The organism is Candidatus Lokiarchaeum ossiferum (assembly GCA_025839675.1).
Taxonomy (GTDB): Archaea; Asgardarchaeota; Lokiarchaeia; order Sigyniarchaeales; family Promethearchaeaceae; genus Lokiarchaeum; species Lokiarchaeum ossiferum.
Map to the genome: position 1 here is coordinate 2,016,316 of CP104013.1, position 15,284 is coordinate 2,031,599.

Annotated in this window: 7 protein-coding genes; all 7 read right to left on the reverse strand. The window is 33.7% G+C overall.

Annotated features, from left to right (window positions below):
- Positions 1-5: 5 nt before the first annotated feature.
- The gene (locus tag NEF87_RS08275; protein WP_457919408.1) at positions 6-2,384 is read right to left on the reverse strand and encodes an FAD-dependent oxidoreductase; all 2,379 of its coding nucleotides are present in this window, start codon (positions 2,382-2,384) and stop codon (positions 6-8) included.
- A 360-nt stretch (positions 2,385-2,744) separates the two neighbouring features.
- On the reverse strand, positions 2,745-3,914 hold the full coding sequence (locus tag NEF87_RS08280; protein ID WP_457919409.1) for an aminotransferase class V-fold PLP-dependent enzyme: 1,170 nt from the start codon (positions 3,912-3,914) through the stop codon (positions 2,745-2,747).
- 58 nt (positions 3,915-3,972) lie between these two features.
- Positions 3,973-5,079 (reverse strand): PKD domain-containing protein, encoded by a 1,107-nt coding sequence (locus tag NEF87_RS08285; protein WP_457919410.1) that lies wholly within the window; start codon positions 5,077-5,079, stop codon positions 3,973-3,975.
- A 19-nt stretch (positions 5,080-5,098) separates the two neighbouring features.
- A complete protein-coding gene (locus tag NEF87_RS08290) occupies positions 5,099-7,921 on the reverse strand; it encodes an FtsX-like permease family protein (RefSeq protein WP_457919411.1) in 2,823 nt (940 codons plus the stop codon).
- The gene (locus tag NEF87_RS08295) at positions 7,918-11,013 is read right to left on the reverse strand and encodes a hypothetical protein (RefSeq protein WP_457919412.1); all 3,096 of its coding nucleotides are present in this window, start codon (positions 11,011-11,013) and stop codon (positions 7,918-7,920) included. The genes NEF87_RS08290 and NEF87_RS08295 overlap by 4 nt, the downstream gene beginning before the upstream one ends.
- A gap of 107 nt (positions 11,014-11,120) precedes the next feature.
- Positions 11,121-12,113, reverse strand: coding sequence for an ABC transporter ATP-binding protein (locus NEF87_RS08300; protein WP_457919413.1), 993 nt, complete (start codon positions 12,111-12,113; stop codon positions 11,121-11,123).
- Between the two features lie 12 nt (positions 12,114-12,125).
- Positions 12,126-14,975 carry an ABC transporter permease gene (locus tag NEF87_RS08305; protein ID WP_457919414.1) on the reverse strand — a complete coding sequence of 950 codons (2,850 nt, stop codon included), beginning with the start codon at positions 14,973-14,975 and terminating at the stop codon, positions 12,126-12,128.
- Between the last annotated feature and the right edge of the window lie 309 nt (positions 14,976-15,284).

Consider the following 15,284-nt stretch of genomic DNA (forward strand, 5'->3'; position numbering starts at 1 on the left):
CGAATTTATACGTATTTATATCCCGCACGAACCCAAGCGATCATTCCACCTTGAACCGAACGAATGTATTCAAATCCTGCCCTTTGAAGTAATCGACCGGCCATATACGAACGAGAACCACTATGACAGATTGTAATTATTTCTTGTTGTTTATATTGTTCCAATTTTTTCATCTCTCCTTGTAGTTTTCCCAATGGGATGAGAGTAGCTTCCTTCAAATGACCTTGATTCCATTCTGATTTTTCACGAGTATCAATGATAATTGGAGGTGGATTATCAGAATGCAATTCTGCATACAAATCTTCCGCAGTAATTTCAGATAAAATTGGAAGACCTACAGGCCGAATCGATTTATCTTTTTTCTTAGTTTCTTCAGATTCTGAAATTGTAGGTGTTGCATCCACATATGCCTTCTTCTTGAAAACTGTGGCCAATAGGATATCACCCTTCTTCTTTAGAGAAATCAAATCAATCCCATCATTCAGCTCTACATAGGTTTTGATCGTGGATGCAAAACTAGGATCAGTAGCTTGCACTTGTAAAAATTGTTCTTCTGGAAGATCTTTCAAGCCTACAATCATAGAATTTAAGGGTCCAGGGCAAGAAAGACCACATGCATTTACAACTTTTAATTCTTTTTGACCAGATATATCATCCCCCGGCCTCCCTAATCGTTGTTCTAAAATCTTTACACGTGGATCCACAGCCATAGGTGCAAATTCTTCAGGTCTCATTTGAGCATATTCAAAGGTCTTATATCCACCAGTTAAATTATAAACTTCTGAAAATCCGAGTTGAATGAGAGTACGGTAAGCAAGATATCCCCGAAATCCAACTTGGCAATTAATATAGATAGGCTTATCTCGAGGAATCAAATCAATTTTTTTACGTAATTCTAAATCCGAAATATTAAGAGCCCCTTCGAAATGTGCAATATCAAATTCTTCTTTAGTCCTCACATCTAAGAATACCCCACCTTGTTCTCGAATTTGGTCAACATCATGCCAATGCCAGATTTTCATTGTCCTGCGAAGAATATTGGAACCTATAAAACCGAGCATGTTTACCGGATCTTTGGCAGATCCAAATGGAGGAGCATAAGAAAGTTCTAATCGTTCTAAATCAAATACAGTGCCCCCAAATTTCATTGCCGTTGCAATGACATCAATTCGTTTTTCAGTACCACTCCCCCCAATTGCTTGAACCCCAAGAATTCTTCCAGTAGGTATCTCAAATAATAGTTTTAAAGAAATCGAAGAGGCACCAGGATAGTATCCAGCATGATTATTAGGATGAGCGTAAATTTTTTCATATGAAATACTTTTAGTTTTTAAAGTTCTCTCATTCATACCCGTGGCAGCTGCAATCATTCCAAAGATTTTAAGGACGGAAGTGCCCAATACACCTTCACAATGCGTTTCAACACCTGCAATATTGTCAGCTGCAACCCTCCCTTGTCGATTGGCGATCCCTGCCAATGGAACAGCCCAGGGTTCATCTAAAACCATATTATGGACTTGAATTGCATCCCCTACAGCAAAAATATTAGGATCTGATGTATGCATGGTATGATCTACAACAATATGTCCCCTTGCAGAAAGATCTAATCCAGCATTTCGAGCTAAACTAGTATCCGGCATCACTCCAACGGCCATGATCAGCAAATCCGTTTCTATAGAATCACCACTTTCCAATTTTACAATGGTTTTTTCTCCAGGTTTAGTAAATCCAACGGCCCGTTCATTCAAGTGTAATTTTACGCCATTAAAGCCCATTTCTTGATGTGCAATTTGAGCCATTTCAAAATCAAACGGCATTAAAATTTGAGGTGCCATTTCTACGATTTCGACATCGAAGCCTCGCTCACGCAAATTCTCAGCAATTTCAATTCCAATATATCCCCCTCCAATTACTGTTGAATGATTTACTTTATTATATTCAATGAATTTAGTAATTTTCTCCACGTCTGGAATATCTCGAATAACAAAGTGAGGCACTTCATTTAGACCAGGAATAGGAGGAACAATGGGTTTGGCTCCAGGTGATAGAACTAACACATCATAGGATAGCACGTACTCGTCATCATTTTCCAGTTTTTTGACTGTAACTGTTTTTTCTTCTCGATTGATAGAAATTACCTCGTGCTTTACCCGCACATCAAAATTAAATCGTTCATTGAAGAGTTCCGGAGTCATTAATTCTAGTGCATCACGCTCTTTAATTACATTCCCTACATAGTAAGGGAGACCGCAATTAGCGAATGAGACATAAGGACCACGTTCGAGCATAATTATGTTAACATCTTCACTTAAACGACGTAATCGAGCTGCTGTACTTGCACCACCAGCAACTCCACCGACAATTACAACATTTTTGATAGACATATTCTTACTAGGAACTAGGTTTCCTAAGAATAAATAGTTTGTGAATATTATTTGCACATCCTTAATTTTTAGATATTATGGAATATAAATCGAGGAAAAGCATAGAACAATAACATCAGAACGATCTATATATAAAAATTTCCACTAATGAATGAAAAAGTGTAGATTTTGGATGAACATACCTTAAAAATCAGATAGTATATGGAAAAAAATACTTGAAATTACTAGCAACATTGAACCTTGATGCAATCAAAGTTGGTCGATAGTAAATCTTTCCGATTAATATTACAGTGATTCTGTCTAAAATCTACACTTTAGCAATAGAACCGAAAAAAATGAGACATTTGACAAACATGCAAGTTACAAACAGGTCAAAGCATCATTTAAAGCATCCATTAACAACTGTGGATTTTCTAATCCGATATGAATTCGGATCAACGAGATACGATCTTCAGGTATATTCTCAACATAGGAGATAGCATTCGCATATATTAAACTCTCATAACCCCCCCAACTTACCGCTCTTTTAAACACTTTAATGGAATTTACAAACTGCTTAATTTTTTCTACATTGTGAGATTTCACTCGAAAAGAGAAGAGCCCAGCTCCACCGGTCATTTGGGACTTAGCTAAATTATTCTGTGGGAACGAGGAAAGAAAGGGATAACAAACGCTTTCAACTTTCGGATGTTTTTCCAAAAATTCAGCGATTAATTGAGCACCTGCATTATGCTGTCTTAAACGGACTTGTAGGGTCCGCATCCCTCGCAAGATTAGCCATGCCATGAAGGGATCTGGCACATGACCGATATTAAGGAATTCTTGTTTATAAATCTGAAGCATATCAGATTTGTTACCGATTATCACTCCAGCCACCAAGTCTGAATGACCCCCAAAATATTTTGATGCGGAATGTACAACGATATCTATCGCATGATCTATGGGATTTTGATAAAGAGGCGTTGCCCATGTATTATCAATAATCGTTTTGATTCCATTATCTTTTGCAATCTTAGCAATGGCAGTGAGATCTTGGATCTTAAAAGTCAAGGAGGTAGGACTTTCAAGGTAGATAATTTTCGTATTCGGTTTAATTGCTTTGGCAAAATCTTGAGGATCCACCCCATCCACAAAATCATGTTCGACACCAAATCGCCCCAAATAGGTTGTGAATAATGTTTTAGCCCATGTGTAACAATCTCGGATGGAGATAATATGATCTCCCGTTTTAACAAAAGCCATCACAGCCGCAGATATGGCGGCCACCCCAGAAGACATTAATTTCGCTTGCTCACCATGTTCTAACGCAGCAATTTTCTGTTCAACGAGATTAACGGTTGGATTATTTCCACGAGAATATAGAAAACTATGCGTTTCGTCAGCCAAAGCAGCTTGATAATCTTCATAGGAATCAAACGAGAAGATGGATGTTTGAAATATGGGAGGAGACATAGCGTTGAAAGGGAGGTTTTCTTCTCCTAGATGATGAAGAATCTCGCTAATATCCCGTTTTTGTTTCAAATTCTGCATGATCATTCAGTGAATTTATAAAATGATCACTAAATTTAAAATCATCAGCTAGCAGTTTTTATGGAAATTTGATCTTTATATTCCTTAGCATTTTAGTAAAATAAACAAATATTGCCAATAATCCAACAATTAATATAGTTTCAGAATGATATCCGGGAACTGAATGTAATCTTTGAATAGATACCACTTCAATTTTAAAGTTTTGGATGGAAAAATCACCATTACAATCCCAAATTGTCAAATTACCCGCGTATGTCCCTGTAGCATTAAAGAGGTGAATATCTGAGGCAGTTGTTGAGTTAAAACCATCTCCAAATTGCCAAAGATAATTGATAATCGGATCTTCAGATTCTGAAATGCTGTAGAATTCCACTTCATTTTTTGATTGTATCACTGAAACATTTGCAACGGGTAGATTATTTCCAGGAATAGTCCCCGATTTAATAGAATGAATTTCAAAATCAAGCATTCCAGAGATATTATCAGGCAATCTAATATCTAAGTAGTCAATTGCACCTAAAACGGGGTTGATTGTAAAATTTAATAAATAATCATAAGTGGAATCAATTATTTCTGTAAAAAATGAATAATCTGTGAAATTAATATTCATCATCTCTTCTGAGAAAAATTCTTGCATATCATAAAGAGCCCCCAAATTTTCACCTAACATTTGGGTTATGGTTGTATTACACGGAAAAACTAATGGAAACTCAGGGAGATTTAGAATAATTTCACCTGTTTCTTTGGTATTTCCAATTAAAGTAGAATCATCAGTCTTACTACGGAAATCATCATCAGCAAGCCAATGACCGACAGTGCCATTATAATCCCAAACATAAAAATCAGCCATAACTGAATAGAATGAATTTTCTGGAGAATCGCCGCAAAGATTCGGAATACAGGCTTCGGATATCACATATTTAAAATATGTATACTCACATTCCGATTGAGGTTCAAGAAACTCATAAATGAGAGAGTCTCCAACATTAATTCCCCAAGACCAAGAGTTATCAGAGGTTCCTACAATTTCTTCAATTGAAGAAGATATTGGAAAGACTCGAGTGTTATAAGATAAAGTGCCCTCTAAATGAGTACAATTTGTAAAAATTACCCAGATCAATAGACTTGAGAAAATTTTTAGATTTACTTTGTTAATTAACCTCAACAACCTCTTCAATGTGGAATCAACCTGTGATTTTATGCTTTTTGATAAGAAATGAAAGGGACACAATGCAAAATAGCAAGCTCCCAAAGAAACTTATACTCATAGTTAAATAATCTACACTGATTAAAAAAGGAATCTCCGAAATTTTAGCAACATTTTGGAAAACTAAAATTGAGAGAGATGTACCTATGAACCCTCCAATAATACTCGCAGAAAGGAATTTTATGCTCATTTCTTGAAACAGCATTCGAGATTTTTCTTTGGCACTTACCCCTATAGCGCTAAGAATTTTCAATTGGTGTTTTCTTTGATCCATCAATGAATTAAATGCAAAACTGATACCAATCAAATTCACAAAAACTGAGAATCCTATTATCAAATAATTATAAGTTCGGGTCAGTTGTTCATTATTTTGAAAAAATTCACGTTTTTGAATAGGATCAGAAATAACATAGTTAAGATTATTATAAAACTGAGCATTGAAAGATTTTACAAAACTATCACGACATTCTAGAGTTGATTCTTCTAACTTGAGCAAAATTTTATCTATTTTTTGGTTGAAAGCATTAAAATCACCAGATTGATTTAGAAGATCAAAGTACAGGGATGGGGACACGATTATAGCTTCATTGGAAGAGAGTGAAACTTGATTTGTATGAATATTGGTAAATCCAGGTAACATGGAAACTATCCCAGCAACCTGAAGAATTCTTTTTTCAGCTAATTCAGGAAAAGTTTCCCAAATCGATAAAGAAACATAGTCTCCGACTTGATCAATACCAAGAAAAAGTGCACACGCCTCGGTAATTATACATGAATTGTTCATATTGTACAAATCATCAAAAGAATGGAGGGTACTGTTGCTTCCTTCCATCCATCCGATATTTTCAAGAGGAATGATAGAAGAATAATTGCAATCGACAGCCATCAATCCACAAGGAATTTCTTGAAGTTGACCTAAATTGCTGAGAGAATTGCGAAATGTCGGATCTTTTCCTTTAGAAGACATTTGTAGATTAATATTATTGGATTGAGATTGAAAATTGATTTCCGTCTCGAAAGAAAAAGTTGCATACATAGCTGAAACTTGAGCAACTGACGTCATAGATAAAATTTGATCCAAGACAATTCCCGAGATAAAATTATTTTCCTGAAGATTCCCCCCATTTATAATGTGAAGATCGGTTCCATATTCATATTGAATCGTTGTAATATACCCAAACATGCGAAGCTGTTGCGATGTAGCGATAAACTGGTTAAACGTAAATATGATTAGGACCATATAAACGTAAGGAGGATGATTAATATGTTTAGTTGCGAACCACATCTTTATTTGATGAAATGAACGCCGATCTCTTTTTCTCCATTTTAAGAGTTGCATTAATAATATATTGAAGTATTTCAACAAATTTAGGGCGATTATGATAAAACCGCTTAAGATTATAATTAGTAATAGTAAGAAAAATCTTCGAATGAGGAGTGAATCGTTGGAAATTGCAATTTTTGGTAAGAAAAAGAAGATTATTTCTCCCATAAGAAGAATAAAACCTCCAATGAAAAGGGACTTGTAATTGACATTACCAAATTTTTTCGAAGTAAAAAATTGAATACCACCATCACGGTTTGGTTGCAATATCTGAATTAAATTCTTATTCCTCATAAAAAACAAGGGAAGAATACAAAGAAGGATACTAAGCCCAATCGTAAAAATATTAAAAGAATTACGGAAAATTGCCTCAAAATTGATCCCAAATAGAAGAAAAGCGAGTAAATGCCCTCCTAAAATCCCCAAAACAAGGCTGGGACCCATATAGATGATATTTTGAATTAATTGAAACTGTGCAATTTTTTGTGGTGAAGCACCAATAACTTGAAATAATCCATGATCACGAATGGAATAGACAAAAATTGAATGAAGAATGGAATATATGACAAATGCAAAGAGAATGACCATTAAAATCTTCATTAAATCATAAATTATACCTGAAAAAAAAGTAAATTCATGAACTTCTTTAAGTTGGATTAAGCGCGGTTCTAAGATAAGATAGGTTTCATCCAGAAAATTAATTATTTTTTGATTGATAGCATTAATACGTAGTTGAGTTCCATCTAAATCACCTAAATCATAAATAATTTCAGGATGCTCAAATTGACCAACTAAGAAATTAATGCGATTTTCGAGCTGGCAGAATTCTTGAGTAAAATATAGATTGGTGAGTATCAAAGCGGATTCATAAATGGCGAAGCGACCATCATTTTCAACAATGGCATCAATCATAAGAGATTCTTCTCCCGTTGCAACCTGTACTAAAATTTGATCGTTAATGCTTGAATTTAATAAAATAGCCGCATTTTTGGTAAGAACGCAATGTCCCGGAAGTATTTCATTTTCATATAGCAAATGGGTATTCTGAAGCTGTTCATCGCATAGCCATAATGATCCCAATGTTGGATTTGAAAATTCTTGTTGTGAATCTATCCCACAAATTAATATTTCTTGCTGAGGAAAAACAGAATCTACAATATCTTTAGTTGTAAAAGAAGGAATATATAGACGAGGAATTAAGCATTCGATGGATTCTATCTGATTGGGTATTTCTTTAGCAAGAGATTCATTAAAATATATATTATAACCTACGGTCTCCATCTTTTTAGATATAATTATATCTTGATTACCAAAATATGTCGATGAATTTTGAAAGTAAACATAATTCAAAGAGGATGTTAAAGAACCTATAAGAGTAAGAAATATAATGGTTATTGTTAAACAAGTGATATATAATCCGGTCTTTTTTTTATGTTTACTGAAAGATTTACTCAAGAAAAACAATATTTTCATCATAGGTGAACTTTACTCCTTCTTTTTATGTGGATTATGAAAAACATTAGAGACACACCAATGACCATACTTGATGAGAGTCCAAAAATAAGATTAAATGTTGATCTAACTTGCAGAGTTTTGATTTCACTTGTGATTTTTATCTGAGAAACGTAAAGATATCTAACTTGAGCTCCCAATAATTCAAAATTACCTAGTTGCTCAAGATTTAGGGAATAGTTGAATGAAAAAGACTCACCCACACCTAAAATGAAAATAGATTTCTGCAGAACACCTTGGTCTAAAGACATAGATTGAATAGGAAAACCATAGTAATCATCAATTACCAGATTTTGAATGGGAATATCCCCGAAATTTGTAATTTTTATAGAAACCACAACATTTTGACCCGTCCATCCTTGAATTCGATTCAAAATTTTGGAAATCGTGATGTTTGGAGACCCAAGTGGATGAGAAATACATGAAGAGAAATGATACAAGTAAGAATCCAATCCATTCATCCAAATCAAGGGGGATAATATAGCGTAGGGAAATATTATCTCAAAAATAAATACAGTTGTATAAGTTTCTAAAGGAGTTAGAAGGGAAATGTTTGAGTTTTGAGTGATATTTGTTAAAATATAGGAATCACTTGGAAATAATGGAAGAAGATTCACATTTGTAATATTTGAATCTCCGACATTCATCATGGTACAATTCACAAGAAGTATGGATTTATTATGAATAGAAATAGAAGTATCAAGACTTAATTGAGGAATAAAAGGCAAGTGCAATTTATCATCAAAATATGGCTCGACGAACATTTCAACTTCATTTGATAACAAAATTCTTTGGTATGATTCATCTTCCCACCAAACTTTGGTAGAGCGTATTATTAGCGAATTTGGAGAAAAAAAGGTATAACTGAATTCTGTTTGAAGTGTAGAGGCATTAAAATATGGGATATTTAATGACAATATCTTCCCATTCCGATCAAAATCACCAGAATCAATTAAAATTCCAACAATAGAAACATTTATCTTAATATTCGTAAAATTTTTATTTCCAGAATGATGAAGAGAAACGATATAACTATTCTGATACCCAGAACGTGTAAAATTTTGAACGAGTCGAGCGGTGGCTTTGATAGATGTTGATGAATTTAAAAAAATTGCTAGAGAATTAGATCGGATATCATGAAATTCATAGCCATGTTCAGATCCATAACGGAATGTAGCAGGATCATTAGTTAGAAAAGTAGAATTTCCTGTATCTAAAGTGATTTGTGAGAAAAAGTTCAAAGTTGAATTTGGTTGAATCACCCAGTTGAGAGGATTATACATACTATAAGAATAATTGAAGGACTGAGCATATTCTACCAGTTGTGATTCATTATAGGAAGTATGAACTGTTAAATCCGCTAAATTATCAAGAATGGATGCAGTAAAGGCAGGAGAATAACGAGAACGAACAGATTCATTTAAAATGTTTGGAAAAATCTGGGAAAAATAGCCTTGTCCTAAAAGATCAATAGAAAAAAAGCGCGGGATATCGCTTGAAAACATTGATTTAGTATTATAGCCCAAAACTTCCAAACGATTTGAAATGGAGTTATCAGGAGAAAGGTTATTTATCCCAAATGAAGATAAATCGGGCATAGGAAGCCCCCAAACATCAGAATTACATAAGTTCTTTACTTTTAGGGTAAAATTAACCGTTTGATTGTCAAAAAAAAAGGGTTCCGAATGGTTCAAGGATATCATTTCTTTTTGAATTTTAATTAACGTGGGATTTTCTTTTAATTTGTACTTCATATAAAAATCTGGAACTGAATCAAAGAACAGGCAAGGAAGAAAAGATAAAGCAAATGGAGAGAATAAATCAAAAAAATCTTCCAAATTGGGTGCCAAATTTTGAACTTTCTTAGGAAGAGTTTTTAACTGCGAAATACTCCCTTGAGATTCAAATAGCACATTCCATTGATAATCCCTAAAGTTCAATGAAATATCAGCACCATTACTTGCTAAATAAAGAAAATGTTGGAGAGGCACAATGTTTTCAGAAGAAATATTAAACTTTTGAGGCGAAACTTCAAGAATATCGGAATGTGCACATACAATCGATATACCAGAAAAAAGACCAAATAAAGAATTCAAACATTCAGTACTTAATTCTATTGGAAAATTATCAGGTAACCCTAAAGCTTTCCGGAAATTGAATATATATTCGCCATTTTTCGTTTTAATTCCTTCCGAATTACCAGTATAACTCACTTGCAAGATATGAAAAGGAAAATTTATCAAATCATCAATATTCTGATCCAGGATTAAATTATCAACCTCTGCGGAAACCAGAGCTCTATCTGCGGAGTTACCCTCCATTTCGGAAAAATCATTGACTAAAGAGAGCAAGGGGATTCGATTTAGCGGAGTATAAATATCAAAATTTAAAGATTCATAATGTTTTTCCCAAAAATGAGTAATAACATTTATGGTTGTCGGGGAATGAAAATAAAATAAGGATTCTTGAACAAAATTAGATGAAGAAATAGAAGTATTTAATGGTTGATTTAAAAAACTAGGATTAAAATAACCTTCAGTTGATATAGAACCGAGAACATTTTCAGTAAACTGCGAAAAGTTAGAAATAAGACCGTAAAATGGAAAAAAGTAAATGTTCTCGTCGGTCACATTTTGAAGCTCAATAATGTTTAGTTCAAATTTGGTTTCAAATAGTTTAACCACCCTATCCCTTAAAGATGCGACCACATTTGCAGAATAAGATGTCTCATAAACTAAAAAACCCAAAAAACCAAATTTAGAAACAGAAGGAGCATTTTTCCCATATGAAAATGTGGAGAGAGGAATAGGATTCTGCAATTCATTTGTAAAGGAGAGATAAAATGAAGCATTTGAAAAACATGGTTCTAAAAGATCTAAACCAAACATATTTCGACTATTTGAAACACGAGAATGATGAATGACAGAAGTATCTTGGGAAATTTCAGCTAAAATATTTTCGACATATAAGTTATCCCCTAACGATTGTGATTCCAATGGATTACCAACTTTATCAGAAGATTTTTGTGTAGAGGTAAGAAAATCATTTTGAATCATATTTCTATTTTCAAAAATATTCCCCCAACTTAACGAAGACAATGAAATAAGATATATCAAGAATAATATTTTCTGGTGTTTCAATTAATTTGACCCCTTAAGTAATTTTAAGATTCAATATATTTCTTTAAGATTAATGTATTATTTTTGATTGTATAGAGCAACTGATTCTTTTGGATCATTTCGCTAAGGAGTATTTCAAATGGTATGGGAAGATTTTTGAGAATATTTGCTTCAATATTTTGTTTTATCGATTCAAAGCTCAATTCAGTTTGAGAATGCATTAAAGCTTGATTTATTAAGAAATATATCCTATTTTGGCATATGAGAACATAATCTAAAGGATTTTTTGTTGATAAAGGAATTTGAGTGGATGACTCAGAAGAAATAGAAGAAGTAAGCATTTCATTGGAATCATCAATTTTTCCATCCTTAATATGAATAATTCGACTACAATATGAGGCAACCAGGGGATCATGAGTCGCAACGATAAAGGTTGCACCTTTTTGGTTAAGTTGACGCAAAAGTTCCAATATTTCATGAGCAGATTTAGAATCTAAATCCCCTGTGGGTTCATCTAACAAAACAATTGTAGGATCATTTGCAAATGCGCGAGCAATGGCAACTCTTTGCTGTTGCCCTCCAGAAAGTTCAGAAGGAGCATGATCTGCTCGATCTTTCAATCCCACATCATCAAGTAACGTTAAAGCTTTTGTTCGAGCTTCATTCTTTGACAATCCTTGAAATAGCATTGGGGACATAACATTTTCTACCGCTGATAATAGAGGGAAAAGATTATAAAATTGAAATACGACCCCAATTTTATCCCGACGTAGGTGTGCTTTTTCTGTTTCGGTCAACTTTGATAAATCATCTCCCTCAAGATAAACAGTACCCCTTGAAGGATCATCTAGCCCCCCAATGATATTTAGGAGAGTTGTTTTTCCACAACCAGAAGGTCCCATAATACCGACAAATTCGTGTTCTTTAAATTCAAGATCAATTCCTCGTAAGGCAGGAACAGCATTGGTTCCTAATAAGAACGTTTTATGCAAATTTTCAACGATTATTTTGGTTTCATTTAATTGGGTAGTAGTCATTGTGATTTTCCTTTAAATAGTTAAATTTGGAGCAATTTTGGTTTCAATCTTCTGTCGGAAGATACGATGATAGGTAAATTTGAGATATAAGCCTGAAATTATAAACAGAGCAATTATAAGATCAAAAGAAAGGGAAAAAGGAGTTTGGACGCGATAAGCAACTTCCCCTAAAGAAGAAAAGGTATAAGCCATAAAACTGCCTCCCAAAACACCCACAATTCCATTAGCAAATAATAAAATTAATAATTCGACAGAGAATACTTTTTCAATATCCTTGATACTAAGGCCTATTCCTCGTAAAGCGCGAATTTCATTTTGGCGTTCTACAAAAATAGAATAAGCAGAAACACTCAAATTGGAAACAGCCGTAAAAATGAAAATAAATAATAAGATCGACACGCCATACTTGATATTTGAAAATAATTTTTGATCTTGAAAGATCCATTGAGTGGTTGTAATTATTTCAAGGTTGTAATTGGTTAAAAGGGTATATATATCTGAACGTACAAGATCTTCGTCAGCATTGGCACTTACCTTTACTAAAATTCGCGATGCATATCCTTGATTACCAGTATCAGAGGTCATTCCAAAGCCTTGATTAAATAAAGAACGTGAAAATAATATTCCATTTTCATTCAGATAATCAAACGATTGCTTATCGAGATTGGTAAATTCTTCAAAACTTCTTACTCCGGGAATTTGTGTAAAGATCCCAGCAACATTAACAATTTCCTCTTGGATTGTATTATTATTTTTAAATTTTAACCGAAGAGAATCATTTATCGTAATTTCCAAAGTAGCTGCGAGTTTTGCAAATATAATTACCGATGTGTGTGAGAATAATTGTTCAAAGGCACCCTCAAAAGTCCCCATATCCATCCGGATTATATCTTGATAGATCGTTCTGGCAAAATCTTGATCAACTGCAACTGAAAACACATTCGTGGAGATAACTCCTCCAATCTCACTGATGGATAGCGATAAATCTTGATAAACGTGTGGATTTCCGGGAAAATTGTGATTTTGCAAATCACCAGTTCTTAAAACAGCAGTTGAACTTTCAACACCTTCGACTTCTCGCACTTTATCTCTAAGATCCATTGGAAGTAATGTTTGGTCAGAGCTATGAATAAACATGTCCGAACCCGTTTTAAGTTGTTTTTGTAAGATCATTTGATTCGTGACATTCGTCATAAATGAACTTGTAAAAATTATCATGCAAAAACTAAAGAGAAGCATGAAATTAATCAAATTATTCCTTCGATTATGCCGAAAAATGGACATTTTAAGAAAATTTCGGATATTTGATAAGACTGGGGAGAAAACGGCCAAAAATCCCCGTATAAGGAGAGGTAAAATACCCAAACCAAGAAGAATAAATCCTATCATGACACAAAATAGCGTAATACTCATCAAATTTAAAAAAAAGTCTATTTTTCCTGAGATCATAATATTTGGTAAAGACATAAAAACAAACAATCCCACCAGACATAACACAAAACCAACAAAAGTCAAATAGAGAAGAGTTTTTTTACCATTGGTTTTGAATGATATCTTACTTTCAATAAATCTATCTGGATAAATGCTTCTAATTAAGGGCATATTATACGCATAACGAGCTGGAACAAAGGAAACCAAAGTGGATATAATAATCCCTAGACTACAGCCATAGAACACATTTAGAGGTCGAATTCTTATCGAAGTGAGATCAAATTTCTGCAAGAGGGGGCTTAATATCAAGAAAAAGAGAACAGAAGCAAGACTACCTATCAGAGATCCCACGATACCCAATTTAAATCCTTGGAAAGTTATTTTCTTTAAAATGTGATCTTTAGAGGCCCCAATCGTTCGTTCAATTCCAAATTCTCTAATTCTATCATTTAATGAAGTCGTCAATGTGCTATAAATAAAAGTGGTACTCAAAAATACCGCAGATAACCCCATAAAAAACGTTAAGGCAGTGACCAATAATTGAAAAGTTTTTGAATTACGAGCATTAGCTAATTGTTTATATTCTAAAGTCAAATCTTGAAGACTAGGCATATAATTTTGTGCAGCTACTATGATTTGAGCCCCTTGATTCTGAAGAAAATCGTTGGTTTCCTCCATAGTTCCAAAGGTGTATAAATCTGTTTCAGGCACTAAATCTATGAGCATAGTATTTACTTTGTGATTCCACGAGATCCCATTTGATAAAGGAATTTTGGTGTTAAGTAAGTCCCAAAATGTTGGTAAATTTACAATTAACTCAAAATTAGGATTTTTTCCTAAACCAGCATTCTCATCCTTTTCAAATATCCCTACAACAAATAAACTATGGGTAAAATTTAATTGGGGGAATGTGATCTCGAGAACAGTGCCAATTGAAACCTGATTTTGTTCACTATATCGATCGGATATGATACAATTGTCAGAGGATAACCCTTGAAAAATAGACTGAGTCCAATTTTCACTCCGAAATAGGAGGGATTCTTCATTGAATCCAAAATTCTGATTATGTTCGCCAGAAAAATCTACCGCAAGCATAGTAGCAGAGTCGAAGTTTGAGTCACCATTCTTTTTAAGAAAATCCATTTTTATTCGCGAGAATGATCTACTGAACTCAGATATTGACGAAGAAAGAGAATCAACCATCAGATCAGAATTGAAAAACATAGAAGGTGAATAAATATCAATATCGACATCATTTGAAGATGTTAAATATTCGGTTAGGGAAGCATCAATTGAATCACCCATAAAAAGTACCGAAGTAAAGAAAAAAATGGCCAAACTCAACCCTACAATTGCAATTCTTCCATCCTTCAATTGTTTTGAGTTAAATTTTGGAAATTTTTGCGTTTTTTCTTTTAATTTCCCATTCAATTTCAGTTACATCACATCTACAAATTCCAAGAGACCCTTGGTTATATTTTTACTTTTAATTCCTAATAAAAATTGTTGTCAAACAATCATTATTCAAAAAGAAAGGAAAAAATTGAGTCAATTACGTATCCCACAAAAGATGCGTAATTTTCAGTCAATTTACAAACCTATCAAATCCAATTGCAGAAGTGTCAAAGATCCCAATTTTTGAATCATTTCGGGATGCGGACGAAAAAATGACAAATGAAGACTAAAAACAACCTCACACAATTCGATCCGCTTTTTGTTCTTTCAATATCTTCCGATCAA